The 25,194-nt window shown below is 71.5% G+C and carries 25 protein-coding genes; 13 read left to right on the top strand and 12 right to left on the bottom strand.

Going from position 1 to position 25,194, the window contains the following annotated elements; translation table 11 throughout:
• Positions 1-17 precede the first annotated feature (17 nt).
• The gene (locus HDA41_RS08150) at positions 18-659 is read right to left on the bottom strand and encodes a TetR/AcrR family transcriptional regulator (protein WP_184982067.1); all 642 of its coding nucleotides are present in this window, start codon (positions 657-659) and stop codon (positions 18-20) included.
• A 77-nt stretch (positions 660-736) separates the two neighbouring features.
• Here HDA41_RS08150 and HDA41_RS08145 point away from each other — a divergent pair, with 77 nt between their 5' ends.
• The 3 genes from HDA41_RS08145 (at position 737) to HDA41_RS08135 (ending at position 2,909) form a co-directional block, all read left to right on the top strand.
• Complete coding sequence (locus HDA41_RS08145) at positions 737-1,888, top strand: acyl-CoA dehydrogenase family protein (RefSeq protein ID WP_184982065.1); 1,152 nt, start codon at positions 737-739, stop codon at positions 1,886-1,888.
• Between the two features lie 60 nt (positions 1,889-1,948).
• A complete protein-coding gene (locus HDA41_RS08140) occupies positions 1,949-2,209 on the top strand; it encodes a YiaA/YiaB family inner membrane protein (RefSeq protein ID WP_184982063.1) in 261 nt (86 codons plus the stop codon).
• Positions 2,210-2,279: 70 nt separating this feature from the next.
• Entirely contained in the window at positions 2,280-2,909 is a 630-nt protein-coding gene (locus HDA41_RS08135) for a TetR/AcrR family transcriptional regulator (protein ID WP_184982061.1), read from the top strand.
• 10 nt (positions 2,910-2,919) lie between these two features.
• On the opposite strand, the gene HDA41_RS08130 is transcribed toward HDA41_RS08135, so the two are convergent.
• Positions 2,920-3,381, bottom strand: a complete 462-nt coding sequence (locus HDA41_RS08130; protein WP_184982059.1) for a MaoC family dehydratase — start codon at positions 3,379-3,381, stop codon at positions 2,920-2,922.
• A gap of 120 nt (positions 3,382-3,501) precedes the next feature.
• Here HDA41_RS08130 and soxR point away from each other — a divergent pair, with 120 nt between their 5' ends.
• Positions 3,502-3,966: a redox-sensitive transcriptional activator SoxR gene (gene soxR, locus HDA41_RS08125; protein ID WP_184982057.1), complete on the top strand. Its 465-nt coding sequence runs from the start codon at positions 3,502-3,504 to the stop codon at positions 3,964-3,966.
• Positions 3,967-4,102: 136 nt separating this feature from the next.
• On the opposite strand, the gene HDA41_RS08120 is transcribed toward soxR, so the two are convergent.
• Together HDA41_RS08120 and HDA41_RS08115 are read right to left on the bottom strand one after the other, a co-directional pair.
• Entirely contained in the window at positions 4,103-4,843 is a 741-nt protein-coding gene (locus HDA41_RS08120) for a 3-keto-5-aminohexanoate cleavage protein (protein WP_184982055.1), read from the bottom strand.
• Between the two features lie 93 nt (positions 4,844-4,936).
• Positions 4,937-5,539, bottom strand: coding sequence for a hypothetical protein (locus tag HDA41_RS08115; RefSeq protein ID WP_184982053.1), 603 nt, complete (start codon positions 5,537-5,539; stop codon positions 4,937-4,939).
• A 265-nt stretch (positions 5,540-5,804) separates the two neighbouring features.
• Here HDA41_RS08115 and HDA41_RS08110 point away from each other — a divergent pair, with 265 nt between their 5' ends.
• The gene (locus tag HDA41_RS08110) at positions 5,805-8,603 is read left to right on the top strand and encodes a penicillin acylase family protein (RefSeq protein ID WP_184982051.1); all 2,799 of its coding nucleotides are present in this window, start codon (positions 5,805-5,807) and stop codon (positions 8,601-8,603) included.
• A gap of 20 nt (positions 8,604-8,623) precedes the next feature.
• Here HDA41_RS08110 and HDA41_RS08105 read toward each other — a convergent pair whose 3' ends face one another.
• A complete protein-coding gene (locus HDA41_RS08105) occupies positions 8,624-9,940 on the bottom strand; it encodes a serine-threonine protein kinase (protein WP_184982050.1) in 1,317 nt (438 codons plus the stop codon).
• Positions 9,941-10,045: 105 nt separating this feature from the next.
• Positions 10,046-11,281, bottom strand: coding sequence for an exo-beta-N-acetylmuramidase NamZ family protein (locus HDA41_RS08100; RefSeq protein ID WP_184982048.1), 1,236 nt, complete (start codon positions 11,279-11,281; stop codon positions 10,046-10,048).
• 177 nt (positions 11,282-11,458) lie between these two features.
• On the opposite strand from HDA41_RS08100, the gene HDA41_RS08095 reads away from it, so the two are divergent.
• Genes HDA41_RS08095 through HDA41_RS08085 form a run of 3 tightly spaced genes read left to right on the top strand, consistent with a single transcriptional unit; the run spans position 11,459 to position 14,515 of the window.
• Complete coding sequence (locus HDA41_RS08095) at positions 11,459-12,232, top strand: SDR family oxidoreductase (RefSeq protein ID WP_184982047.1); 774 nt, start codon at positions 11,459-11,461, stop codon at positions 12,230-12,232.
• Positions 12,229-13,893, top strand: a complete 1,665-nt coding sequence (locus HDA41_RS08090) for a class I adenylate-forming enzyme family protein (protein WP_184982046.1) — start codon at positions 12,229-12,231, stop codon at positions 13,891-13,893. Before HDA41_RS08095 ends, HDA41_RS08090 begins: the two co-directional genes overlap by 4 nt.
• Positions 13,894-13,921: 28 nt before the next feature.
• Positions 13,922-14,515, top strand: a complete 594-nt coding sequence (locus tag HDA41_RS08085) for a TetR/AcrR family transcriptional regulator (RefSeq protein ID WP_184982045.1) — start codon at positions 13,922-13,924, stop codon at positions 14,513-14,515.
• A 375-nt stretch (positions 14,516-14,890) separates the two neighbouring features.
• Here the strand turns inward: HDA41_RS08085 and HDA41_RS08080 are convergent, their stop codons facing one another.
• Together HDA41_RS08080 and HDA41_RS08075 are read right to left on the bottom strand one after the other, a co-directional pair.
• On the bottom strand, positions 14,891-16,105 hold the full coding sequence (locus HDA41_RS08080; RefSeq protein WP_184982044.1) for an acyl-CoA dehydrogenase family protein: 1,215 nt from the start codon (positions 16,103-16,105) through the stop codon (positions 14,891-14,893).
• 5 nt (positions 16,106-16,110) lie between these two features.
• Complete coding sequence (locus tag HDA41_RS08075) at positions 16,111-17,133, bottom strand: phosphotransferase family protein (protein WP_184982043.1); 1,023 nt, start codon at positions 17,131-17,133, stop codon at positions 16,111-16,113.
• A 198-nt stretch (positions 17,134-17,331) separates the two neighbouring features.
• Between HDA41_RS08075 and HDA41_RS08070 the strand changes: the two genes are divergently transcribed.
• Complete coding sequence (locus HDA41_RS08070; protein WP_184982042.1) at positions 17,332-18,276, top strand: NADP-dependent oxidoreductase; 945 nt, start codon at positions 17,332-17,334, stop codon at positions 18,274-18,276.
• A gap of 174 nt (positions 18,277-18,450) precedes the next feature.
• Here the strand turns inward: HDA41_RS08070 and HDA41_RS08065 are convergent, their stop codons facing one another.
• The 4 genes from HDA41_RS08065 to HDA41_RS08050 form a co-directional block, all read right to left on the bottom strand.
• Positions 18,451-18,786 carry a DUF202 domain-containing protein gene (locus HDA41_RS08065; RefSeq protein WP_184982041.1) on the bottom strand — a complete coding sequence of 112 codons (336 nt, stop codon included), beginning with the start codon at positions 18,784-18,786 and terminating at the stop codon, positions 18,451-18,453.
• Entirely contained in the window at positions 18,783-19,175 is a 393-nt protein-coding gene (locus HDA41_RS08060) for a YidH family protein (RefSeq protein WP_184982039.1), read from the bottom strand. The genes HDA41_RS08065 and HDA41_RS08060 overlap by 4 nt, the downstream gene beginning before the upstream one ends.
• Positions 19,176-19,260: 85 nt before the next feature.
• Positions 19,261-19,815: an NUDIX hydrolase gene (locus HDA41_RS08055; protein ID WP_184982037.1), complete on the bottom strand. Its 555-nt coding sequence runs from the start codon at positions 19,813-19,815 to the stop codon at positions 19,261-19,263.
• 27 nt (positions 19,816-19,842) lie between these two features.
• Positions 19,843-20,763, bottom strand: coding sequence for a DMT family transporter (locus tag HDA41_RS08050; protein WP_184982035.1), 921 nt, complete (start codon positions 20,761-20,763; stop codon positions 19,843-19,845).
• 365 nt (positions 20,764-21,128) lie between these two features.
• On the opposite strand from HDA41_RS08050, the gene HDA41_RS08045 reads away from it, so the two are divergent.
• From HDA41_RS08045 to HDA41_RS08030, 4 genes are all read left to right on the top strand, one after another.
• Positions 21,129-22,079 carry a hypothetical protein gene (locus HDA41_RS08045; protein WP_184982034.1) on the top strand — a complete coding sequence of 317 codons (951 nt, stop codon included), beginning with the start codon at positions 21,129-21,131 and terminating at the stop codon, positions 22,077-22,079.
• Positions 22,080-22,116: 37 nt separating this feature from the next.
• The gene (locus HDA41_RS08040; protein ID WP_184982033.1) at positions 22,117-23,652 is read left to right on the top strand and encodes an APC family permease; all 1,536 of its coding nucleotides are present in this window, start codon (positions 22,117-22,119) and stop codon (positions 23,650-23,652) included.
• Positions 23,653-23,763: 111 nt separating this feature from the next.
• The gene (locus HDA41_RS08035) at positions 23,764-24,489 is read left to right on the top strand and encodes a molybdopterin-dependent oxidoreductase (RefSeq protein WP_184993248.1); all 726 of its coding nucleotides are present in this window, start codon (positions 23,764-23,766) and stop codon (positions 24,487-24,489) included.
• On the top strand, positions 24,473-25,087 hold the full coding sequence (locus HDA41_RS08030; protein ID WP_184982032.1) for a cytochrome b/b6 domain-containing protein: 615 nt from the start codon (positions 24,473-24,475) through the stop codon (positions 25,085-25,087). The genes HDA41_RS08035 and HDA41_RS08030 overlap by 17 nt, the downstream gene beginning before the upstream one ends.
• The last annotated feature ends 107 nt before the right edge of the window (positions 25,088-25,194 follow it).

The following is a 25,194-nucleotide window of genomic DNA, read 5'->3' as shown; positions in this document are numbered from 1 at the left end:
CGGACGCCGAAGTGTCGCTACGCGGTCCGCCGCACCTGCTCGTACTGCCGTGCCAGCCCGTCCAGCAAGGCCGTCAGCCCGGTCTCGAAGGCCCGCTCGTCGATCTTCTCCTGCTGCTCGGCGAGGAGGTGGGCCTGCTGGAGATGGGGGTAGTCGGCGGGGTCGTAGGCGCTGGCGTCGTCCACGAAGCCCCCGGCGAAGGAGCCGAGCGCGGAGCCCATCACGAAGTAGCGCATCAGCGCGCCGATGGAGGTGGCCTGCGCCGACGGCCAGCCCGCCTCGACCATCGCGCCGTAGACGGCGTCGGCGAGGCGCAGGCCCGCCGGGCGGCGGCCGGGGCCGCGGGCCAGCACCGGGACGATGTTCGGGTGGTCGCGCAGCGCGGCCCGGTAGGAGACGGCCCAGTCGTGCAGCGCGGTCCGCCAGTCCCGGCCGTCCTGGAACATCGTCAGGTCCACCTGGCCGCTCACCGAGTCGGCGACCGCCTCCAGGATCTCGTCCTTGGTGCGGAAGTGGTTGTAGAGCGAGGGCCCGCTGACCCCGAGTTCGGCGGCGAGCCGACGGGTGGAGACGGCCGCGAGGCCCTCCGCGTCCACGAGCGCGCGGGCCGTCTCGACGATCCGGTCGGTGCTGAGGAGGGGCTTGCGCGGTCGGGCCATGGCGCACATAGTAGGGCTGCGACTATAAACTAGCAGTGCTAATTTAAATGTACGGTTTTCAAGTGGGGTGACTCGTGGTGAACCTGGAGCTCAGCGAGGAGCAGAGCGCGGTCCGGCAGCTCGCGCGGGACTTCGTGGAGCGGGAGATCACCCCGAACGCCGTCGCCTGGGACCGTGCCGAGGAAGTCGACCGCGCGATCGTCAAGAAACTCGGCGAAGTCGGCTTCCTGGGGCTGACGATCGACGAGGAGTACGGCGGCTCGGGCGGCGACCACCTCGCGTACTGCCTGGTCACGGAGGAACTCGGCCGGGGCGACTCGTCCGTGCGCGGGATCGTCTCCGTCTCGCTGGGGCTCGTCGCGAAGACCGTCGCCGCCTGGGGGAGCGAGGAGCACAAGCGGCGGTGGCTGCCGGGGCTCACGTCCGGCGAGTCGGTCGGCTGCTTCGGCCTCACCGAGCCGGGCACGGGATCGGACGCGGGCAACCTCACGACGCGGGCGGTGCGGGACGGCGACGACTACGTCATCAACGGCACCAAGATGTTCATCACCAACGGCACCTGGGCCGACGTCGTCCTGCTCTTCGCCCGCTCCACGGACGCCCCCGGCCACAAGGGCGTCTCCGCCTTCCTGGTCCCCACGGACACGCCCGGCCTGACGCGCCGCACGATCCACGGGAAGCTCGGGCTGCGCGGCCAGGCCACGGCCGAGCTCGTGCTGGAGGACGTGCGGGTGCCCGCCTCGGCCCTGCTGGGGGAGGAGGGCAAGGGCTTCTCGGTCGCCATGTCCGCCCTCGCCAAGGGCCGGATGTCGGTCGCGGCGGGCTGTGTCGGCATAGCCCAGGCCGCGTTGGACGCGGCCCTGCGGTACGCGGGCGAGCGCGAGCAGTTCGGGAAGAGCATCGCCCAGCATCAGCTGATCCAGGAGCTGATCAGCGACATCGCCGTGGACGTCGACGCCGCCCGGCTGCTGACCTGGCGGGTCGCCGATCTGATCGACCGGGGCCGGCCGTTCGCCGTCGAGTCGTCCAAGGCCAAGCTGTTCGCCTCGGAGGCGGCGGTCCGCGCCGCCAACAACGCGCTCCAGGTCTTCGGCGGCTACGGCTACATCGACGAGTACCCCGCGGGCAAGCTGCTGCGGGACGCCCGCGTGATGACCCTCTACGAGGGCACGAGCCAGATCCAGAAGCTGGTCATCGGGCGTGCGCTGACGGGGGTTTCGGCGTTCTGAGTACGCCCCTGAGTACTTCGGCGGATGTGGCGCGGGCCACGTCCGCCGAAACTTGCCGCCATGAGTGACACACCAGGCAGCAAGCAGCAGAACACGGCCGCCTTCTACGGCCAGGCCGTCGCGTCCTTCGCCGTCGCCATGGCGGCCACCGCCATCGGCATCTACCAGCTGAGCGCCGACGCCTGGGTGCGGGGCTTCCTCGCCATTGCCGTCCTGTACCTGGTCACCTCGTCCTTCACCCTCGCCAAGGTGATCCGGGACCGGCAGGAGGGGCCGGCGCAGGGGGCGGCGCCCTCGTACACCCCCTTCGAGAAGCACTGAGCTGCCACGCTAAGCGCCCGCTCACCTTCGGCGGTATGGTGTTGTCCCTGTCGGTGGAGAGGGGCGAGTGATGAGTACGGCGGAGGAGACGGCCGGCGGCGAGGCGCAGGCGTGGGGCGAGGTCACGCCCGACGCGGCGCGACGGCTGCTGATCGCCGCGGTGGAGGCCTTCGCCGAGCGCGGGTACCACGCCACGACGACCCGGGACATCGCGGGTCGCGCCGGGATGAGCCCGGCCGCGCTCTACATCCACTACAAGACCAAGGAAGAGCTGCTGCACCGCATCAGCAGGATCGGCCACGAGAAGGCCCTGGAGATCCTGCGGACGGCGGCCCGGCGGGAGGGCGCCGCCCGCGAGCGCCTGGCCGGCGCGGTCAGCTCCTTCGTCCGCTGGCACGCCGGCGGACGCACCACCGCCCGGGTCGTCCAGTACGAGCTGGACTCGCTCGGTCCGGACGCCCGTGACGAGATCCTCGCGCTGCGGCGGCAGTGCGACGCCGAGGTGCGGGGGATCATCGAGGACGGCGTGGCGGCCGGCGAGTTCGACGTGCTGGACGTGAAGGGCACGACCCTGGCCGTGCTCTCGCTGTGCATCGACGTGGCGCGCTGGTTCAGCGTCGACGGGCCGTGGACGCCGGACGAGGTCGGCGCGCTGTACGCCGACCTCGTGCTGCGGATGGTGGGGGACGGGGTGAAGTAACCCGCCGGGGTCACAGGTAGTAGCGGGAGACGGACTCGGCGACGCACACGGGCTTGTCGCCGCCCTCGCGTTCCACGGTGAAGGCGACGGTCACCTGGACGCCGCCTGGCACGTCGTCGACGGCGCTGATGGTCGCGGTGGCGCGCAGCCGGGACCCGACCGGGACGGGCGCGGGGAAACGGACCTTGTTCGTCCCGTAGTTGACGCCCATCTTCACGCCCTCGACGGAGATCAGCTGCGGCCCGAAGAGGGGCAGCAGGGACAGCGTGAGATAGCCGTGGGCGATGGTCGTGCCGAAGGGGCCCGCCGCGGCCTTCTCCGGGTCGACGTGGATCCACTGGTGGTCGCCGGTGGCCTCCGCGAAGAGGTCGATCCGCTTCTGGTCGATGTCGAGCCAGTCGGTGTACCCCAGTTGCTCGCCCACCGCCGACTTCAGGTCGTCGACGGACGTGAAGATCCTCGGCTCTGCCATGTCCCGGCCTCTCGCGTCAGGAAGTCTGCGTCGCTCGTATCTCTAAGCGACTGCTTAGCATGGTCGGCTGCGAGGGCCGTGTCAACGGACCCGGGAGGGTCGATCGGTAGGGTTCGAGGGGTGCCCCAGATTTCAGAGAAGATCCACGAGCTCACGGTCGGCCAGCTGTCGGCGCGCAGCGGGGCCGCCGTCTCCGCCCTGCACTTCTACGAGTCCAAGGGCCTGATCAGCAGTCGCCGGACGTCGGGCAACCAGCGCCGCTACTCGCGTGACACGCTGCGCCGGGTCGCCTTCATCCGGGCCGCGCAACGGGTCGGCATCCCGCTGGCGACGATCCGCGAGGCGCTGGCGGAGCTTCCCGAGGAGCGGACGCCGACCCGGGAGGACTGGGCGCGTCTCTCGGAGGCCTGGCGCTCGGAGCTGGACGAACGCATCAAGCAGCTGAACCGCCTGCGCGACCACCTCACCGACTGCATCGGCTGCGGCTGCCTCTCCCTCGACACCTGCGTGCTGTCCAACCCGGGCGACGTCTTCGGCGAACGCCGAGCGGGCTCGCGCCTGATGGTGGACAAGGGGCGCGCGTAGCGCCTGCTCGCCGGTCCCGCTGAGCTGCGGGCAATCGTGCCTCCCTCAGTGCCTCAAGGGCCTGGGAGGTACCCCCAGGGCGGCACGGGTGGGCGCAGCGGCACCCCGCTCCGCCGGGCTGCGGACCCGCCCGGCCTCAGCGACCACGCCGAGCACCCCGCCGACCTGCCTCGTACTCCACCAGCCCCGCCGCGACCAACTCCGCGTTGGACCCGGCCGGTCGTCCGGTCGGCAGACGCAGCGCATCCTCCACTCCGACCCGTGTGGCCAAGCCCAGCTCGCCCGCAAGCCGCAGCACCGGCCAAGCACCCCCGTCCTCGCCGTGCAGCAGGACAGGTCGCCCATGCGCGTCACCAAGGCCGGACAGCAACCCCCGCGCGGAGTCCACCGCACTCGAAGGCCCGGTATCCGTCACCTCTGCCAGCACCCGCAGCACCTCCGGCCCCGACGGCGAGGCGGCGAACCGCTCCGCACCGTCCGTCCCGGACCAGATGCCGGCCTCCACGCCCACCCCGAGATCCAGGAGCAGCGCGGCGACCTCCTCCGCACCGGGCTCATGCCAGTTGACCGAGGCGTGGTCGGGCAGGACGGTCCAGCCCCGTATCCGCTCCAGCCTGGCGGCAGGGTCCGGCTCGGCCCATGCCCCCGTGGTCACACCCACCGGCACCGACACCCGCGCCCGGATCGCCGACAACGTCTCCGCGAGCACGCGCGGCGACAACGTGTCCCGCCCGCACGGCGTCTTGGGATGGACATGGATGTCCGTGGCCCCGGCCGCGACGGCCTCCGCGGCGGAGTCGGCCATGGACTCGGGCGTCAGCGGCACCGCCGTACCGTCGGCGGCGGTCCGCGGACCGTTCAGACACACTTGCACCATGTCCCGATGGTGCCAGTCACCACCGACAGCCGGACCCGGCGACGACAGTGGGGGTGCGGCATCCCCGGCGCACCCCCCGCGCACCCGCATTCGTCAAGCCGACACCAACAACCTCGCCCGCCTGGCGTCCGCCAGTGCCTCGGGCGTGAGTACCGGACGCGGGACGAGGATTCCGCAGTCCGTGCAGACCGGACCCGCCGAAGGCTCGTGATCCAGGTCGTACTTCCAGGCGAGTCGCTCCCTGCCGCACACCGGGCACGCCGAGCCCGGTTCACGCTCCAGCGCGGCGATCAGCCGGCGCAGCACCTCGGCCAGCGGTTCACGGGGATGGACCGCCGGATCGTCGCACCACGCCACGCCGAAACCGCCCCAGGTCAGCCGGTGCCAGTCGTCCACACTGCCCGGCCGGCGCAGTCCGTCGTGCTTCTCCTTCTTGCGGCGCTCGGCGAACTCGACTTCGTAGGTCAGCCAGACCGCCCGCGCCTCCTCCAGCTCGTCCAGTGCGGCCACGAGCCGCGCTGGATCGGGGGACCGGTCCTCGGGACCGAACCCTGCCCGGGAGCACAGATGGTCCCAGGTCGCCCTGTGCCCGTAAGGGGCGAACCTCTCAAGGCACTTGCGCAGCGAATAGCGCCGCAGTGCGAGATCGCACTGCGGATCGCGAACCTGTCTCGCCAGACTCCGGAAACCGGCCATCGTCCTGCACCTCCGTCACACCTGCACCTGAAATCCGGTCACTTCGGCGTCGTCGTAAGGACGTCGCCGAATAGACGTATCGACAAGCGAATCGGCTCCATCCGATTTCAAATGGCCTCCATAAGCCGTCCGACGAGGCCCTGAGTCGACTGCCGTGGTCCGTGTGCCTGTTGTGCTGACTCCAAAAAGTGACGCTTGCTCACCTTCAATCCCGGGGATACCGGCGGTAACATCCCGCCCACCCCCGTCGGGAGGAGCCCCCCACATGTCACGGCGTAACTCACGCACCGTTCTCGACAGAATGAGAACTCCCAGCGGAATCCCCGGGTTCCTGAAGACCGCATCGGTATGCGCGCTGATCGCCGGTCTTTTGTCGCCGCTGTCGCAGGCAGCCGCCTCGGAGGCGGAGACCGCGCAGGCCGCGGCGGCGGCGAACGACTACTGCGGCAACCAGTGTTCGGACATCCTCCCGCCCGGCCAGAACGGCAACGCCACCCTCGCCCAGATCCTCGCGAACCAGGCCTTCGGCACCCAGCCCGAGCACGCCCAGGACCAGCTCGGGCCGTACGCCAACCTCGCCAAGGGGTACACCGGCCTCACCAACGACAAGATCAACAACTTCTTCAACGACGCCTCCTTCGGGGTCCCGGCGGACCAGGTCGCCTCCACCGTCAAACCCGCCGGGCGCGGTGACGTGACGATCGTCCGGGACAAGAAGACCGGTGTGCCGCACATCACCGGTACCACCAGGTACGGCACGGAGTTCGGCGCCGGCTACGCGGCCGCGCAGGACCGGCTGTGGCTGATGGACGTCTTCCGGCACGTCGGACGCGGCCAGCTGACCTCCTTCGCGGGCGGCGCGCCCTCCAACCAGGGCCTGGAACAGCAGTTCTGGCGGCACGCCCCGTACTCCGAGGCCGAGCTCCAGGCGCAGATCGACAACGCCGTCGCCACCAACGGCGAGCGCGGGAAGCTGGCCCTCGCCGACGTCAAGGCGTACCTCGACGGCATCAACGCCTACATCGACGCCTCCGACAGCGGCCGGTACTTCCCCGGCGAGTACGTCCTCACCGGGCACAAGGACTCGGTCACCAACGCCGGGAAGATCGAGCACTTCAAGATCACCGACATGGTGGCGCTGGCCTCCGTCATCGGCGCGCTGTTCGGCTCCGGCGGAGGCGGCGAGGTCAACAACGCCCTCTCGCTCCTGGCCGCCCAGGAGAAGTACGGCGTGGCCGAGGGCACCAAGGTGTGGGAGTCCTTCCGCGAGCGCAACGACCCGGAGGCCGTCCTCACCCAGCACGACGGCAGCTTCCCGTACGCGACCAGGCCGGACGCCCCGCAGGGCCGGACCCTGCCCGACGCCGGCTCGGTGACCCAGGAACCGCTGGTCCACGACCGTACGGGCAGCGCGGCCGGCTCAAGCGCCACCAGCGCCTCCAGCGAGGCCGCCAAGAAGGCCCTGTCGTCCGCCAAGCGCGGCATGTCCAACGCCCTCGTGGTCAGCGGCGAGCACACCGCCAGCGGCCACCCGGTCGCCGTGTTCGGCCCGCAGACCGGCTACTTCGCGCCGCAGTTGCTGCTGCTCCAGGAGCTCCAGGGGCCGGGCATCAGCGCCCGCGGCGCCTCCTTCGCGGGTCTGAGCATGTACGTCGAACTCGGCCGCGGCCAGGACTACTCGTGGAGCGCCACGACCTCCGGCCAGGACATCATCGACACGTACGCCGTCGAGCTGTGCCAGGACGACTACCACTACCTGTACCGCGGCACCTGCACGCCGATGGAGAAGGTCGAGCGGAAGAACGCCTGGAAGCCGACGGTCGCCGACGGCACCGCGGCCGGCTCGTACACGATGCGCGTCTGGCGCACGAAGTACGGACCCGTCGAGTACCGCGCGACGGTCGGCGGCAAGAAGGTCGCCTACACCACCCTGCGCTCGTCCTTCCTGCACGAGGCCGACTCCATCATCGGCTTCCAGATGCTGAACGACCCGGACTACGTGAAGGGCCCGGAATCGTTCCAGAAGGCGGTGCAGCACATCAACTACACCTTCAACTGGTTCTACGCCGACTCCGAGCACACCGCCTACTACAACAGCGGCGACAACCCCGTGCGCGCGAACGGCGTCGACGCCGAGTTCCCGGTGTGGGCCCGGGCGGCGTACGAGTGGCGGGGCTGGGACCCGGCGACCAACACGGCCGACTACACCCCGCCCTCCGCCCACCCCAACTCCATCGACCAGGACTATTACATCTCCTGGAACAACAAGCAGGCCAAGGACTACACGACCGCGCCCTGGGGCAACGGCTCCGTGCACCGCGGCAACCTCCTGGAGAACCGGGTGAAGAAGCTGGTCCAGCAGGGCGGCGTCACCCGGGCCTCGCTGGTGAAGGCGATGGCGGATGCCGGGGTCGCCGATCTGCGGGCGGAGGACGTCCTGCCCAAGCTGCTGAAGGTGGTCAACAGTTCGCCGGTCACCGACCCCACCGCCGCGGCCGCCGTCGGCAAGCTCCAGGCGTGGGTCGCCGCGGGCGGCAAGCGCACGGAGACCTCGGCCGGTTCCAAGAAGTACGCCGACGCCGACGCGATCCGCATCCTGGACGCCTGGTGGCCGCTGCTGGTCAAGGCCGAGTTCGAACCGGGCCTCGGCAGCGAGCTGTTCACGGCGATGACCGCCAACCTCCCCGTCGACGAGTCCCCCTCCGCCGCCCACGGCCCGACCGGGTCGCACGCCGGAAGCTCCTTCCAGTACGGCTGGTGGAGCTACGTCGACAAGGACATCCGGTCCGTGCTCGGCGAGCAGGTGCGCGGGCCGCTGGCCCGCGAGTACTGCGGCGACGGAGACCTCGGCGCCTGCCGTGACACCCTCGTCAGCACCCTGAAGGAGGCGGCCGGCAAGACCGCGGCCCAGGTCTACCCGGGCGACGACGTGTGCTCGGCGGGCGACCAGTGGTGCGCCGACTCGATCAACCACCGCACCCTCGGCGGCATCAAGCACGGCAAGATCAGCTGGCAGAACCGGCCGACCTACCAGCAGGTCGTGGAGTTCACCTCGCACCGGTGACGCAAAGGGCAGGCGGCGGGTCAGCGGATGCGGCCCGCCGCCAGGACCAGCCGGGCCAGTTCCTCGTGCAGGATGTCGCTGTGCGCGCCGGCGGGCGGGCCACCGCGTCTGACCACCGCCGCCGCGTCGACGTTCACGCACCCCGAGGCGGGCAGCTTCGCCCGCAGGGCCTCGGCGAGCGTGCACGCGCGCGTGCCCGGCACCGCCCGCACCCCGCCGTAGCCCATCGCCCCCCATGTGGCGCCCAGGGCCCGGCCCATGCCGAGGCCCGCGACCGACCGGCTGTCGCCCGCCATGCGCGAGGCCAGCGGATACATCGTGCCCAGGGCCGAGTCGTGCCGGGAGTGGCAGCACACCAGGGGACCGTCAACGCGGTTCTGCTGCCCCTGGAGCACCCCTCCGGCGCGCGCGTCGTGCGGCAGCCGGGCCGCGAACGCGTAGTGGGAGAAGGCCCCTTGGAGCAGCGTCACCGACTTCACCGTGCGCACGCCCTCGGGCAGGCCGCGCAGCGCGAACGACACCAGCCGCGCGCCGAAACTGTGCCCGACGAGGTGCACGCGCACGCCGGGCGCCGCCTTCGCGAGCTGCCCGACGACCCGGCCGAGACCGCGCTCACCGACCGTTCCCGCACGCCGCTTCATCGCGTAGTACGTCGCCTGCCGCAGCAGCTCGTGCGCTCCCTCCCAGGGGTTGGGGAGGCCGAACTCCTGCCGCGCGCCGGACGCTTCGAGGCCCGCCAGCGCCCGCGCGAACTCCTCGCAGGCCGCCGCCGAGGACCCGGCGAACATCTCCGGCTCGCTCTGCGGCACGCCCTCCGCCACCGTGTCCGCCCCGAACAGCGCCTGCGGCCCGGGCGCCACCACTTCCACCAGCAGCCGCACCAGCCGCCCGAACTCCTCCAGCTCGGCCTCCTCCGGCGGCTGCTGCTCCAGCAGCCGGGCGATCTGGTCGACCAGGATCGCCCGGCCCGGGAAGGACTCAAGCAGCGCGTGCCGTGTGTCCTTGTCGAGCACCGGGCGCCTGGGGGCTTCGGCCGCCACCGCCCGCGGGAAGTCCGGGATCGGTTCGTCGGAGAACCGCATCGCCGGCCACAGCACACCGACGTACCCGACCCGGGCCGCCGGGGCCAGCCGCGGGACGGGCGCCAGGAACCGGTCGTAGAGCCGGGTCGCACCCGAGCGGTCGTTGTTCCAGCCGTGCGCGAAGACGACCAGGTCGCGCACCTGCCGTTCGGTCACCCCGGCGAGCAGCCGGTCGCGCTGGCGGCCCGCCGGGTCCCCGTCCGCGTCGAAGGTCAGCTCCCAGTAGGGAGTCACACTCATCGCCCGATCCGCCATGACAGGCCCCCTGTTCCCCGGTGACGCACGCGATGTGGCGCATCGTCCTGCCAACGGGGGAGCTTGGCCATACGTCACGGCGCATGAGGGCGCTCGTCGCCGCGCTCAGCGGTAGAGGAGGTACTTCCGCCGTGTCCTCCGGAACGCCGCCAGCTCCTCCTGCCACCCCGCCACGACCTCGCCGGTGTCCGCGCCCGCGTCGATCATCGTGCGCACGCGCGCGGAGCCGGTGAGTTTGTCGATCCAGTGGTCGGGGCGCCAGGCGAACCCGCTCCACACCTTCCTGGCGGTCACGAGCAGGGCGATCCCCGTGCGTACGGGATCGAAGACGTCCCGGTCGTGCACGTGGACCTGCACGCCGCCGATCGTCCTGCCCTGGAACTTCGAGAAGGTGGGCGCGAAGTACGCCTCTCTGAAGCGGACGCCGGGCAGGGCGAGTTCGTTCGCGGTGGCGGCCCAGCGCCGGTCGATGCCCTCCGCGCCGAGCAGCTCGAACGGCCGGGTCGTACCGCGCCCCTCCGACAGGTTCGTGCCCTCGAACAGACACGTCCCCGAGTACACCAGGGCCGTCTCGGGCGTCGGCATGTTCGGGCTCGGCGGCACCCAGGGCAGCCCGGAGGCGTCGTAGAAGTCCGAGCGCTTCCAGCCGGACATCGGAACGGTCTCCAGCGGTACGGGCTCGGTCAGGAACTCCTTGTTGAACAGCCGGGCCAGCTCAGCGACGGTCATCCCGTGGGCCTGGGAGACGGGCTGCCGCCCGACGAACGTGGCGAACTCCTTGTGCAGCACCGGCCCCAGAGCCGCACGTCCGGTCGCCGGGTTGGGCCGGTCCAGGACCACGAACCGCTTGCCGGCGAGCCGCGCGGCCTCCATGCAGTCGTACAGGGTCCAGATGTACGTGTAGAAGCGGGCGCCGACGTCCTGGATGTCGAACACGACCGTGTCCACACCGGACGCGGTGAAGATGTCGGCGAGCGGCCGTCCGCTCTTGAGGTACGTGTCGTAGACGGGCAGACCGGTCGCCGGGTCGTCGTAGCGGCCCTCGGAGCCGCCGGCCTGGGCGGTGCCGCGGAAGCCGTGTTCAGGGCCGAAGACGGCCCTCAGATCCACTCGGGTGTCCGCGTGCATGACGTCGACGACGTGGCGGACGTCGCGGGTGATGCCGGTGGGGTTGGTGACGATGCCGGCCTTCTGGCCGTCGAGCAGGGTGTAGCCGTCGTGGGCGAGTCGTTCGAAGCCGGTGCGGAGTTGTCGGTGGGGCTGGGCAGCGGCGGCGGTGGGTGCGGTTGAGACGGCTGCCGTCGTGGCCGCCGTGAGTACGGTTCGTCTGGAAGGGCGCATGGGTGGGTGGCCTCCGTGATCCGTTGTGTGCCGCTTTCGCTGTGGCTGGTCGCGCCCACGCGGCGGAGCCGCAAATCGGTACAGCCCCGCGCCCCTTAAGTGCTGCGCCATCCCCTTCCTTGAAACATACCGACCGGTTAGTCTGGCGCCATCGCAGAGCCGCGTCTAAGGAGACCGATGGTGGGAGCCTTTCAGGGGTCCGGAGTGGTTGTCACGGGGGCAGGCGGCGGGATCGGAGCCGCACTCGCCCGGCGCTTCGCCGCCGAGGGAGCCCGGGTCGTCGTCAATGACCTGGACGCCGAACGGGCCAAGCACGTCGCGGCGGAGGTCGGGGGGATCGCCGTGCCCGGTGATGCCTCGGCGATCGTCGGCGAGGCCCGGGAAGCGCTCGACGGGACCGTCGACGTGTACTGCGCCAACGCCGGTGTCGCCTTCGAGGGCGGCCATGCGGACGCGCCCTTGGACGAGAAGGCCTGGGCGACCTCCTGGGACGTGAACGTCATGGCGCACGTCCGGGCCGCTCATGAGCTGCTGCCCGCCTGGCTGGAGCGGGGCAGCGGCCGGTTCGTCTCCACCGTCTCCGCCGCCGGGCTGCTCACCATGATCGGCGCCGCGCCCTACGCCGTCACCAAGCACGGCGCCCTCGCCTTCGCCGAATGGCTGTCGCTGACGTACCGGCACCGGGGCGTGAAGGTCCACGCCATCTGCCCGCAGGGCGTACGCACCGACATGCTGGCCGCCACGGGCAGCGCGGGCGACCTGGTGCTCCAGCCGACCGCGATCGAGCCGGAGGCCGTGGCGGACGCCCTGGTGAAGGGCATCGAGGAGGACCGGTTCCTGATCCTGCCGCATCCCGAGGTCGCCGCCTACCACCAGGCGCGGGCCGGTGATTCCGACCGGTGGCTGACCGGTATGAACCGCATCCAGCAGCAGTGGGAGCAGAACCGGTGACCGACTCACGTTACGCTGCCCAACCCTGGCTGGATCTGCTGAGCGACGCCCAGAAGGGCGCGATAAGCCCCGCCGGCTCCCTCGTGCACGCCCTGCGCCGGGCCGTGGCCGAGACGCCCGACAGTGACTTCCTGGCCTACTTCGACGGCCGCCTGGCCTATCGGGACGTCGACGAGCTCAGCGACTCCGTCGCCGGGCATCTCGCGGCGCGCGGACTGAATCGCGGAGACCGGGTCGCGGTACTGCTGCAGAACTCCCCGCACTTCGTGCTCGCCGTGCTGGGCGCCTGGAAGGCGGGCGCGGTCGTCGTGCCCGTCAACCCGATGTACAAGGCGGGCGAGGTGGCCCACGTCCTGCGGGACGGCGAGGTCGCCGCGCTGATCTGCTCGGACCGGGCGTGGGAGTCGTATCTGCGCGCGACGGCGGCGGACTCGCCCGTGCGGATCGTGCTCACCGGATGCGAACTGGACTTCCAGACGTGGGGTGGCGCGCGCGTGCTGACCTTCGAGCGGCTGCCGCGGGCCACGGACGCCGACGACCTGGTGGCCGTGGCGCGGGCCGGGCACAAGGCGCCCGGGGACCGGGACCCCGCCCCTTCCGACATCGCGCTGATCAGCTACACCTCGGGCACCAGCGGCACACCCAAAGGCGCCACCAACACGCACGGCAACATCATGTACAACGCCGAGCGGCAGCGGACCGGCCTGGGGCTGCCCGAGCGGCCCGTCTACTTCGCGCTGGCGCCGCTGTTCCACATCACCGGCATGGTCTGCCAGTTCGGCGCCTGCCTGAACAGCGCGGGCACGCTCGTGCTGGCCTACCGCTTCGAGGCGGGCGTGGTGCTCGACGCGTTCGCCGAGCACCGCCCGCACTACACCGTCGGCCCGTCCACGGCCTTCATGGCGCTGGCCGCCCACCCGTCCGTCACCCGCGACCACTTCTCCTCCTTCCGAGTGATCTCCTCCGGCGGCGCCCCGCTGCCGCCCGCGCTGGTGGAGAAGTTCCGGGCGGGCTTCGGGCCGTACATCCGCAACGGCTACGGCCTGACCGAGTGCACCGCGCCCTGCGCCTCCGTGCCGCCCGGCCTTCAGGCGCCCGTCGACCCGGTCTCCGGGACCCTCGCGGTCGGCCTGCCCGGCCCCGACACGGTCGTACGGATCGTCGACGACAACGGCGAAGAGGTCCCCTTCGGCGAGCAGGGCGAGATCGTCGTCCGCGGCCCGCAGGTCGTGCCCGGCTACTGGCGGCGCCCCGACGCCACCGCCGAGACGTTCCCCGGCGCCGAACTGCGCACCGGCGACATCGGCTTCATGGACGAGCACGGCTGGCTGTACGTCGTCGACCGCAAGAAGGACATGATCAACGCGTCCGGCTTCAAGGTGTGGCCGCGCGAGGTCGAGGACGTGCTCTACACGCACCCGGCGGTGCGTGAGGCCGCTGTCGTCGGGGTGCCCGACGGGTACCGAGGGGAGACCGTCAAGGCGTACATCAGCCTGCGTCCGGACGCCGACACGGACCCGGATGCACTCGCCGTGTACTGCAAGGAGAGACTGGCCGCCTACAAATATCCCCGCCAGGTGGAGATCCTGCCGGACTTGCCGAAGACGGCCAGTGGGAAGATCCTCCGTCGGGAGCTTCGTTCCCGGACGCAAGGCAACTGACAGCAGTACGGAAAGGCAGGTGGCGGCAGTGCCCAGGACGACGGACTCGGACGGCACCCCCGTACCTCAGCGGCTCCTGGCCGCCGCCACCCGGCTCTTCGCCGAGCAGGGCTACGACCGCACCTCGGTGCAGGAGATCGTCGAGGCGGCCGGTGTCACCAAAGGCGCGCTCTACCACTACTTCGGCTCCAAGGACGACCTCCTGCACGAGGTGTACGCGCGTGTGCTGCGCATTCAGCAGGAGAGACTCGACGCCGTCGCGGACGCCGACGAGCCGGTGGAGAAGCGGCTGCGGGCCGCGGCCGCGGACGTCGTGGTGACGACCATCGACAACCTCGACGACGCGATGATCTTCTGGCGGTCCATGCACCACCTGAGCCCCGAGAAGAACAAGCAGGTCCGCGCCGAGCGCCGCCGCTACCACGAGCGCTTCCGCGCGCTGGTGGAGGAGGGCCAGGAGTCGGGCGTCTTCTCCAAGGCGACCCCGGCGGACCTGGTGGTCGACTACCACTTCGGCTCGGTCCACCACCTGTCGACCTGGTACCGCCCCGAGGGCCCGATGAGCCCCCAGCAGGTGGCCGACCACCTGGCGGACCTGCTGCTGCGCGCACTGCGCCCGTAACCGCGTCCAGGGGGCTCCGCCCCCCTGGACCCCCGGCCTATGCCCACCCACCACCCGAACCGGCCGGCCAGGAGGCCGGACTCGAAACGCCAAGCGGAGCCACACCCAGCCCGTCCGGCGCATCGGTTGGCCAGGCGGCCAGGCTGCCGGGTGGCCGGGTTTGAAACGCTGGGCTGAGTCACTTCCGCAGCCCGTCCGGCGTTTGAGGACGAGGCCGTTCAGACCGATGGGGGTCCAGGGGGCGGAGCCCCCTGGCGGGGTCGAAGGGGCGGAGCCCCTGGGGATGATGGGGTCCCCCCTGCTCGAGCGAAGCCGAGAGCTTGGGGGAGGGTAGGGGCAGCGGGGGCGAAAAACCGTCCCGCCGCCCCGCGCGCGTCACACGTACCGCTTCAGCTCCCGCCGCGCCAGCGACCGCTGATGCACCTCGTCCGGCCCGTCGGCGATCATCAGCGTCCGCGCCCCCGCGTACAGCTCCGCCAGCGGGAAGTCCTGGCTCACACCCCCCGCACCGTGCAACTGGATCGCCCGGTCGAGGATGTCCACCACCGCGCGAGGCGTAGCGATCTTGATCGACTGGATCTCGGTGTGCGCCCCCCTGTTCCCGACCGTGTCCATCAGCCACGCCGTCTTCAGTACCAGCAGCCGCAACTGCTCGACCGTCACCCGCGCATCCGCGATCCAGTTGTGCACCACACCCTGCTGGGCCAGCGCCTTCCCGAAGGCCGTACGGGACACGGCCCGCCGGCACATCAGCTCGATCGCCCGCTCCGCCATCCCGATCAGCCGCATGCAGTGGTGGATCCGGCCGGGCCCCAGCCGCGCCTGCGCGATGGCGAAGCCGCCGCCCTCCTCACCGATGAGGTTCGACGCCGGCACGCGCGCGTGGTCGAAGATCACCTCGGCATGGCCGCCGTGGTAGTGGTCCTCGTAGCCGAAAACCTGCATCGCGCGCTTGATCGTCACACCCGGCGTGTCACGCGGGACCAGGATCATCGACTGCTGACGGCGGATGTCGGAGCCCTCCGGGTCCGTCTTGCCCATCACGATGAAGATCTTGCAGTCCGGGTGCAACGCCCCGGAGATGTACCACTTGCGGCCGGTGACGACGTACTCGTCACCGTCCCGCTCGATGTGCGTCGTGATGTTCGTGGCGTCCGAGGAGGCCACGTCGGGCTCGGTCATCGCGAACGCCGAGCGGATCTCACCGGCCAGCAGCGGCTCCAGCCACTGCTTGCGCTGCTGCTCGTCGCCGAACTGGGTGAGGACCTCCATGTTGCCCGTGTCGGGCGCCGCGCAGTTCGTCACCGTCGGGGCGAGCTGCGGGGAGCGCCCCATGATCTCGGCGAGCGGCGCGTACTGGAGGTTGGTGAGCCCCGCGCCGTACTCGGAGTCCGGCAGGAACAGGTTCCACAGGCCCTGCCTGCGTGCCTCGGTCTTCAGCTCCTCGACCACCACCGGGGTCTCCCAGGGCGAGGCGAGCAGCGCCCGCTGCTCATGCGCGACGGCCTCGGCCGGATAGACGTACTCGTCCATGAAGGCCAGCAGCTTGCCGCGCAGCTCCTCCGTGCGCGCGTCGAACGCGAAGTCCATGTCCGTCAGCCTTCCTGAAGAGTGGTGAGACCGTGCTCGATGAAGACGGGGACCAGGTCTCCGATGCGGTCGAAGCCGCGCCCGACCGTCTGGCCCAGGGTGTAGCGGTAGTGGATGCCCTCCAGGATCACGGCGAGCTTGAACCAGGCGAACGCCGTGTACCAGGAGACCGCGGAGACGTCGCGCCCCGAGCGAGCGGCGTACCGCTCGATCAGTTCGGCCGGGTCCGGGTGTCCCGGCGCCTCGGCCGTCGTGGAGACGGGGGAGTCCGCCGCGTCGAGCGGCATGCTGTACATCGCCAGCAGGCCCAGGTCGGTGAGCGGGTCGCCCAGGGTGGACATCTCCCAGTCGAGGATCGCCTTGATGCGGTCGTCCTCGCCGATCAGGACGTTGTCCAGCCGGTAGTCGCCGTGCACCACGGCCGGGGCGGGGGAGGAGGGCAGCCGCCGTCCGAGGGTCGCGTGCAGCTCGTCGATCCCGGCCAGCTCGCGGTTGCGCGAGGCGTCCAGCTGCTTGCCCCAGCGCCGCAGCTGCCGGTCCAGGAAGCCCTCGGGCCGGCCGAAGTCGGCGAGCCCCACCTCGCCCGGGTCCACGGCGTGCAGCTCCACCAGCGCGTCCACCAGGTTCAGCACCGCGCCCCGGGTCCGCTCCGGACCGAGCGGGGCGAGCTGGTCGGCCGTGCGGTACGGGATGCCCTCGACGAACTCCATGACGTAGAACGGCGCGCCGAGCACCTCCTCGTCCTCGCACAGCAGCACCGGCCGCGGAACCGGGACGGCGGTCGGGTGCAGGGCGCTGATGACCCGGTGCTCGCGTTTCATGTCGTGCGCGGTGGCCAGGACATGGCCGAGCGGGGGCCGGCGTACGACCCACCGGGAGGTGCCGTCGGAGACGGCGTAGGTGAGGTTCGACCGTCCGCCCTCGATCAGCCGGCCGGACAGGGCACCGCTCACCAGGCCGGGCCGCTCGCGGTCGAGCAGGCCGCGCAGCCGGTCGAGGTCGAGTCCGGGCGGGTGGTCGGGGCTCATGCGTCGCTCCTACGGGGGGGGTGAACAGTTCCCACTCATGATGCCGACCGGTCGGTATGTCGTCCAGAGTGGGGCCGAAACGTGATCGGAGCCACGATAGGCCGACGACTCCCGCCGCGGGGCGCCAGGGAGCTCTCGGCCGGTTCGTTCAGGCCATCCGGCTTGCGTGCCGCGCGGCGAGCGCGGAAGGTCGAAGCCATGAAGGCGATCAGCTACTCACGGTACGGCGGACCCGAGGTGCTGGCGTTCGGGGAGGTCCGCGATCCCAAGGTCGGCCCGGACTCGGTGCTGGTGAAGGTGCGGGCGGCGTCCGTGAACCCCGTCGACTGGAAGGCCCGCGAGGGCCATCTCGAAGGGCTCTTCGAAGCCGCTTTCCCCGTGGTGCCCGGCTGGGACGTCTCGGGCGTCGTCGTACGGCCCGGTGTGGCCGTGTCGGAGTTCGACGTCGGCGACGAGGTCATCGGGTACGTACGCGAGGACTTCCTCTCCCGCGGGACCTTCGCCGAGTACGTGGCCGCGCCCCTGCGCACCCTCGCGCGCAAGCCGCGCAACCTCTCCTTCGAGGAGGCGGCCGGACTGCCGCTGGTCGGGCTCACCGCCTACCAGGTGCTGGTCAAGGTGCTCCAGGTGAAGCGGGGCGAGACCGTGCTGGTGCACGCCGCGGCCGGCGGCGTCGGCTCGATCGCCGTACAGCTCGCCGCCCACCTCGGCGCCCGGGTGATCGGCACGGCGAGCGAGTCCAACCACGACTTCGTGCGCGGCCTCGGCGGGGAGCCGGTGGCGTACGGCGAGGGTCTGGGCGAGCGGGTGCGCGGGCTGGTGCCCGAGGGTGTGGACGCGGTGTTCGACACGGTCGGCGGGGACGCGCTGAAGGTCTCGGCCAACCTGCTGGCCCCCGAGGGCCGCCTGGTGTCGATCACCGACGTCGGCGTCGTGACCTACGGCGGCCGCTACTACTTCGTCCGCCCCGACGCCGAGGACCTCCAGCGGATGTCCGACCTGGCGGAACAGGGCGTGGTGAGCGTCCACGTCTCCGAGACGTTCCCACTGGAGCGCGCGGCGGACGCCCACCGGTTGAACGAGGAGGGCCGGACGCGCGGCAAGATCGTCGTGACGGTGGCCTCGGAGCCGGGGGAGGCGTAGCCGCCGGCCGGGGGCCGGAGGCCTGGGGCGTCCCGTCCTGGCGTGCCGTGTTCCGGCGGCTGACGCCCGCGGCGTCCCGCCCCATGGGCTGGCGTGCGGTGTCTCTGGTGTGAGGTGTGCCGGAGGCCGGCGTCCGCGGCGTCCCGCCCCGGCGGCGGGCCGCCAGCGTCACCCCTAGAAGACGAGCCCCGCCCCGCACACCGCCATCGCCAGCGTGCACAGCACCGCGGCCGTGGCGTGCCGGGGAGCGAACGCGGCGGGGCTGGTGGTGGCAGAGAGGGTGCGGATACGGCGGTGGGCGATGGTCAGGAAGCCCAGCCACAGGACGCAGCACAGCGCGCACGCGACGAGCCCGAGCGGCGACGCCCCGCCGTGCAGCGCGGTCTTCACGGCGAGTACGGCGCAGACCGTGCCCGACAGCGTCGTACGCCGCCACGCGAGCCGGGTCCGCTCGGGTTGCAGCCCGGGGTCGCGGTCGGGGTCCTGCCGCCGGGCCGCCGGCGCGATCACCCCTCCCACCCCACGAGCACCACCACGACCATGGCGAGGGCCACGATCGCGACGACGAGGCTCAGCACCGCCGGGAACCGGGACACCGGCAGGTCCTCGCCCCGGCGCATGGCCCGCTCGCACCGCACCCAGTGGTTGACCGCCCGCAGCGAGCACAGCACGCCCGCGGCCAGCAGCGCGAGCGCCAGCCCCACCCGCCAGCCCCAGCGCAGGTCCGGCAGGAACTGGTCCACGGCGAAGCCGCCGCCGATCAGCGCGAGCGCGGTGCGCAGCCAGGCCAGGAAGGTACGTTCGTTCGCCAGCGAGAACCGGTAGTCGGGTGTCTCGCCGTCCTGCCGCACCCGCGCGGGCGCGAACCACAAACGGACGTTCCGTACGAACTCGATCACATGCGCGACCCTACCGGGGACGCGGACGCCCGGGCGTCTCCGGTGCCGCCTCCTCGATGACCCCGCGGCCTCGGAAGGAACCCGCTCAGCCCATCGACCGAAACGCCCTGAGCCGCTCGTACGCCGCCAGTCCGTCCGGCACCCACTCCCAGTCGCCCAGGCGCCGCCGCACCTCGTCCTCGGGCAGGAAGTCGTGCCAGGCCACCTCCTCGGCCTGCGGCTGTACCGGAAGGTCGCAGCGGACCTCGTACACCGCCGACCACCAGGTCCGGCCGGCGCCGTTGTCGTAGAGGAACTTGAAGAGATACCGCGGGAGCGGCAGACCCGTCACGCCCAGTTCTTCCTCGGCCTCGCGCAGGGCCGCCGTGTCATAGGCCTCACCCGCGCCGACCACCCCGCCGACGAACATGTCGTACAGGGAGGGAAAAACCAGCTTGGTCGGGGTCCGCCGGTGCACGAAGATCCGCCCCTCGGCGTCCCGCGCCTGGATGAACACACAGCGGTGCCGCAGACCCCTGGCGTAGGCCTCCCCCCGGGGTGACTGCCCGATGACCCGGTCGTTCTCGTCGACGATGTCGAGGATCTCGTCAGCAGCACTCAGGCCCTCGCCCCCAGCACTCACACCCTCATCCGCACTCATGCCCTCATACAAGCAGGGCACCAGGCGTCACTGCGGCTGCGGCTGCGGCTGCGGCTGGAGCTGCCCCACGCGTACCCGCTCCGCCCGCTCCGCCGCCCCCGTCGGCATGGCCGGATGCAGACCCAGCAGCACGATCCCGGCGATCACGGCCAGGAGACCGCCCGCCTCCCAGCTCAGCGCCACCGCGTCGGCCCGCAGCCGGTCGCCCAGGAAGCCGACGCCGCAGATGATCCCGGCGATCGGCTGCGCCGCGGTCAGGGCGGGCAGCGACTTGCGCAGGGACGCGGTTTCGAAGGCGCTCTGCACGAGGACCAGCCCCGTGACGCCCAGCGCGAGCACGGCGTACGGCTGCCAGCCGGTCAGCAGCCCGGCGAAGCCGCCCTCGGCGAACTTGTCCCCGCTCACCCGGGTCAGCGCGTCCTGCACGCCGTACAACAGCCCGGCCGCCAGGGCCAGCAGTACCGGCCCGGAGCCCAGGCGGGAGCGCTTCGCATGCGCCGTGAGCAGCAGGGCGAGCCCGAGCATGGCCCCGATGATCAGCCACTGCCGCATCGGATCGGCCGTCGCGGCGCCGCCCTGCGGCTCGCCCGCCACGATGAACGTGCTCACTCCGCCCGCCAGCAGCAGAAGGCCCGCCCAGCCCTGGCGGCCGAGCGGCTGCCGGGTCTGCCTGCGGGACAGCGCGAGCGCGAACAGCAGGTTCGTCGCGAGCAGCGGCTCCACCAGCGACAGCTCGCCCTGCCCCAGCGCTGCCGCGCCCAGCGCCATGCCGACGACCATCAGCGCGATACCGCCGAGCCAGCGCGGCACCTTCACCAGGTCGAGCAGCAGCCGGAAGGAGAGGAAGTCGTTGAGGGGGGCGCGCTGGGCCGCGTTCTGCTGGAGGACGAAACCGAAGCCCAGACAGCAGGCGGCACCCACGGCGAGCACCAGAACCAGAAACGACACGCGATGTACCTCGATCATCAGGTCGGGTCACGATGGCGTAAGGGCCGACTCTACCGGCCGGCTCCGCCCGGCGCGCCCGTACGTCATCCCATCGTGCGGGGTGCCGGCCGCCCAGCACTATGACGCACGCCACAAAGGGCTAAACGGATAAATGGGACGTCCGGCGCCTCTTTCTCTGAGGCCTCTCTGGTCACAACATCCTCACGAGTAACAGCAGTTGACGCGTGTAACCCTCTTGCGGCCCTTGACGTCAACCATTGGCTGGGGGTTGGCTGTGCGTGATCAGCCCATGGCGAAGCGCATACACGCGCTCCATCGACCGCCGTGAGCCGAAACACAAGAAGAGCGCGTGAGGAAGTTCCGCGGTGCCCCCACCCCCGCCTCCCCTCGGCCGCGCCCGCAGACGTGCGGCGCAGGCCTTCGACGAGGCCCTCGACGACGCCGACCTCGTCGCCGCGCGCGCCGCGCTGGCGCAGGGCCGCTGGCAGAACGCCCGCTCCCTGCTGGTCCGCACCGGAGACGACTGGGACCGGCGCGGCCACCGCGTCACCGTCCTCGCCCGCGAGTCCTACTGCGCCGCATGGGCCCGCGAGTGGCTGCTCGCCGAACCCGAGTCCGCCGACGCCTCCGTCCTGCTCGCCCTCGCCCAGGTCCGGCGCGTGCTGCACGGCAAGGGCAAGCCGGTCCGCGCCCGCGAGGCCTGCATGACCGCCGCCGCCCGCCTCCCCGCCGACCCCACCCCCTGGCTCGGCCTGCTCCTGCTGGAGTGCGCGGTCGGCACCGACCAGGACGTGGTCCGCACGTTCGAGCAGGTCCGTGCCCGGTACGCGGACCACCACCACGCCCACCACCTGATGGTCGCCCGGCTCGCCGGACGCCGCACGGAGTCCGGCCCGGACCCGCTGCACGAGGTCTACGACTTCGCCAACTGGGCCGCCGAACAGGCACCCGCCGACTCCCCGCTCGCGATCCTGCCCGTCATCGCGCACGCCGAGCGCTACCGCGCGCTGGCCGCCGCCGGACACGAACCAGCCGACCCGGCCGCCTCGGGTCACTGGACCGGCCGCCGTGCCCGGCAGGTGATGAAGGCCGCCTTCGACTGGTGGCTGGAGTGGGAGCTGGAGGGCCACCCGCGCCGGCTGATCGACCTGAACTTCCTCGCCCACGCCAAGTTCTGCGAGGGACGGGGCGCCGAGGCCGCCGCCCTGTTCCACCGCATCGGCCGGCACGCCACCCCGGCGCCCTGGTCGTACCCGGACCGCGACCCGCACACCGCCTTCGCCGCCGCCCGGGCCGCCGCGCTCGGCACGGCCTGACGCCCCCCCGGAAACCAGAAGTGAGGACGCTCTCCCGATGACCACGGACAGTTCGAGCACGAGCACAGCCGCCGCCGGCGGCATCAATACGTTCAAGGGGCAGGAGCGCGCCCTGCGCGCCGACCGGCTCGGCACCGGGGGCCTGCTGCTCTCCGTCCTCGCCGCGACCGCCCCGCTCATGGTGGTCGCGGGTGTCATGCCCACTACATTCGCGGTGATGGGCATCGTCGGGCAGCCGCTGCTCTTCGTCGTCCTCGGCGTCGTCCTGATCCTGTTCAGCATCGGATACGCCGAGATGAGCCGCCACGTCCACAACGCGGGCGCCTTCTACGCCTACATCTCCCGCGGCCTCGGCGGCACCGCCGGCGCGGGTGCCGCCCTGGTCGCCCTCGTCGCCTACAACGCGCTCCAGATCGGCATCTACGGCATCTTCGGCTTCGAGGTCTCCGGGCTCCTCGCCACCTACGCCGAGGTGGAGATCGCCTGGTGGATACCCGCGCTCGTGGCCGCGCTCGCCGTCGGCCTGCTGGGCTGGCTGAAGATCGACGTCAACGCGCGCGTGCTCGGCGTCCTGCTGGTCATCGAGGTGCTCCTCGTCGTCGTCTTCGACGTCGCCGCCCTCGCCGAACCCGGCAAGGAAGGCCTCTCACTGCACGCCTTCAACCCGGACACCCTCACCGGCGCGGGCGTCGGCACCGCGCTGTGCTTCTGCGTCGCCGCGTTCCTCGGCTTCGAGCAGGCACCCGTGTACGCCGAGGAGACCAGCCGGCCGCAGGTCCTGGTGCCGCGCGTGATGTTCCTCGCCGTCGGCGGGGTCGCCGTCTTCTTCGCGCTGAGCAGCTGGGCCCTCACCGTCGCCACCGGCCCCTCCGCGATCGTCGGCACGGCCCGGAAGCAGAGCGCCGGCCTGCTGTTCTTCCTCACCGAGTCCCGCCTCGGCGGCACGTTCACGGACGTCCTGCACGTCCTGTTCGTCACCGGCATGTTCGCCGCCCTGCTCAGCTTCCACAACGTCGTCGCCCGCTACGCCTTCGCCATGGGCCGCGAGGGTCTGCTGCCCGCCGCCTTCGGCCGCACCAGCGGCACCAGCGGCGCTCCCGGCACCGGCTCGCTGCTCCAGACCGCCGTGGCCGTGGTGGTCGTGGTCGCCTTCGCGGTCGCCGACGACAAACCGGCCGGCGACCCGACCGCGCCCGTCCTGCAGCTGTTCACCTGGTTCGGCAACATCGGCGCCCTCGGCGTGATCGTCCTGATGGCGGCTGCCTCCCTGTCGGTCGTCGTCTTCTTCGTCCGCCGGGGTGCCGCGGGCGCCCAGGCCTGGCGGCTGGTCACCTCCGCGCTGGCGGGCCTCGCCCTGCTCGTGATCGCCGGCTACACGGTGAAGGACTTCGAGGTCCTCGTCGGCGCCGGCCCGGGCTCCTCGCTGAGCTGGGTGCTGCCCGGTGTCATCGGGCTCGCCCTGGCCGCCGGCCTGGCCCTGGGCCTGGTGCTGCGCGCCCGCGCCCCCGAGAAGCACGCCCGGATCGGGCTCGGCAACGAGGCGTTCCAGCTGGAGAAGGCGGCGTCCTCCTGACCCCGGCCGCGTAAGAAGTGGTTACGGAACTCTGACGAGCACCCGCGATCCCTGTCCTGACGGGGCCGCGGGTGTTCGAATGAGAACGTGAACGAGGACGTACATGAGGGCATGAACGACGGACACCCCGAACAGCGGGGCACCCCGGTCGGCCGCCGCGTCTTCCTCGGCACCCTCGGCCTGGGCGCCCTCGGCGTGGTCGCCGCGCCCCAGCTCCAACGCGGTCTGGAGGGCTTCCTCGGCGGCGCCGCCGACAAGGACCCCACCGGCCTGACCGGACTGCTCCCGAACGGCGGCGGCTTCCGCTACTACTCGGTCGCCTCGTCCGTCCCGCACAAGAACGCCGACACCTACCGCCTGAAGATCGACGGTCTGGTCGACCGCCCCACGACGTACACCCTGACCGACCTCAAAGCCCTGCCGCAGACCCGCCTGGTCCGCGACGTCCAGTGCGTCACCGGCTGGCGCGTCCCCGACACCCCCTTCGAGGGTGTACGCCTGTCCCGGCTGCTCGACGCCGCCGGGGTCCGCCCCACGGCCAAGGCCATCCGCTTCACCTGCTTCGACGGCACCTACACCGAGAGCCTCACCCTCGCCCAGGCCCGCCGCGCCGACGTCCTGGTCGCTCTGCGCATGCAGGACAAGGATCTCAGCCACTCCCACGGCGGCCCCGTCCGCCTCTACGTCGCACCCATGTACTTCTACAAGTCCGCCAAGTGGCTCTCCGGCATCACCGTCACCGACGAGGTCCGTCCGGGCTACTGGGAGGAGCGCGGCTACGACGTCGACGCCTGGGTGGGCCGCTCGAACGGACGTGACGATGAGCCCACGACCTGACACCGCGGTCGCTGTCAGGCGCTTCAGCCGGACCGAGCGCTGGGTGCACCGCACGACGGCCGCGCTCATGGGCGTCTGCGTACTGACGGCGGCCTGCCTCTACGTTCCCCAGCTCGCCGAACTCGTAGGCCGCCGCGCCCTCGTCGTCACCCTGCACAAATGGACCGGCCTCGCCCTGCCCGTCCCGGTCCTGGCGGGCCTCGCCTCCCGCGCCTTCCGCACCGACCTCGGCCACCTCAACCGCTTCGGCCCACACGACCGAACCTGGCTGCGCGCCGCCCTCCACCGCGACAAGCGCCACGCCTCCCGCCCCGCGGGCAAGTTCAACGCCGGCCAGAAGCTCTACGCGTCCTGGATCGCCGCCGCCACCCTCGTCATGCTCGGCACCGGCCTCATGATGTGGTTCACCCACCTCACCCCCCTCCTCTGGCGCACCAGCGCGACGTTCGTCCACGACTGGCTGGCCCTGACCATCGGCATAGTCCTGGCAGGCCACATCGGCATGGCACTGGCGGACCCGGAATCCAGGAGAGGCATGCGCACGGGCTCGGTGAGCAGAGACTGGGCAGACCAACAGCACCCTCTATGGCGCCAGTAGGCCCCTTTCAGGGGCGCGGGGAACTGCGCGACAAGCCACAACGCACCCGCACCCGCCCGACCACGACACCCCTACGACGCTGAGGCCCCAGGGGCGCGGGGAACTGC

Origin of the sequence: Streptomyces caelestis, from assembly GCF_014205255.1 — a bacterium.
Classification (GTDB): domain Bacteria; phylum Actinomycetota; class Actinomycetes; order Streptomycetales; family Streptomycetaceae; genus Streptomyces; species Streptomyces caelestis.
The sequence above is the reverse complement of the archived record's forward strand: the minus strand, read 5'-3'. Positions and strand labels throughout refer to the sequence as shown.

Coding starts and splice junctions, on each gene's coding strand:
- HDA41_RS08070 (WP_184982042.1), top strand. CDS start 17,332: ATGAAGGCGATCAGCTACTCACGGTACGGCGGACCCGAGGTGCTGGCG.
- HDA41_RS08095 (WP_184982047.1), top strand. CDS start 11,459: ATGGTGGGAGCCTTTCAGGGGTCCGGAGTGGTTGTCACGGGGGCAGGC.
- HDA41_RS08035 (WP_184993248.1), top strand. CDS start 23,764: ATGAACGACGGACACCCCGAACAGCGGGGCACCCCGGTCGGCCGCCGC.
- HDA41_RS08100 (WP_184982048.1), bottom strand. CDS start 11,281: ATGCGCCCTTCCAGACGAACCGTACTCACGGCGGCCACGACGGCAGCC.
- HDA41_RS08110 (WP_184982051.1), top strand. CDS start 5,805: ATGTCACGGCGTAACTCACGCACCGTTCTCGACAGAATGAGAACTCCC.
- HDA41_RS08150 (WP_184982067.1), bottom strand. CDS start 659: ATGGCCCGACCGCGCAAGCCCCTCCTCAGCACCGACCGGATCGTCGAG.
- HDA41_RS08030 (WP_184982032.1), top strand. CDS start 24,473: ATGAGCCCACGACCTGACACCGCGGTCGCTGTCAGGCGCTTCAGCCGG.
- HDA41_RS08115 (WP_184982053.1), bottom strand. CDS start 5,539: ATGGCCGGTTTCCGGAGTCTGGCGAGACAGGTTCGCGATCCGCAGTGC.
- HDA41_RS08140 (WP_184982063.1), top strand. CDS start 1,949: ATGAGTGACACACCAGGCAGCAAGCAGCAGAACACGGCCGCCTTCTAC.
- HDA41_RS08105 (WP_184982050.1), bottom strand. CDS start 9,940: ATGGCGGATCGGGCGATGAGTGTGACTCCCTACTGGGAGCTGACCTTC.
- HDA41_RS08135 (WP_184982061.1), top strand. CDS start 2,280: ATGAGTACGGCGGAGGAGACGGCCGGCGGCGAGGCGCAGGCGTGGGGC.
- HDA41_RS08075 (WP_184982043.1), bottom strand. CDS start 17,133: ATGAGCCCCGACCACCCGCCCGGACTCGACCTCGACCGGCTGCGCGGC.
- HDA41_RS08120 (WP_184982055.1), bottom strand. CDS start 4,843: ATGGTGCAAGTGTGTCTGAACGGTCCGCGGACCGCCGCCGACGGTACG.
- HDA41_RS08040 (WP_184982033.1), top strand. CDS start 22,117: ATGACCACGGACAGTTCGAGCACGAGCACAGCCGCCGCCGGCGGCATC.
- HDA41_RS08130 (WP_184982059.1), bottom strand. CDS start 3,381: ATGGCAGAGCCGAGGATCTTCACGTCCGTCGACGACCTGAAGTCGGCG.
- HDA41_RS08080 (WP_184982044.1), bottom strand. CDS start 16,105: ATGGACTTCGCGTTCGACGCGCGCACGGAGGAGCTGCGCGGCAAGCTG.
- HDA41_RS08055 (WP_184982037.1), bottom strand. CDS start 19,815: ATGAGTGCGGATGAGGGTGTGAGTGCTGGGGGCGAGGGCCTGAGTGCT.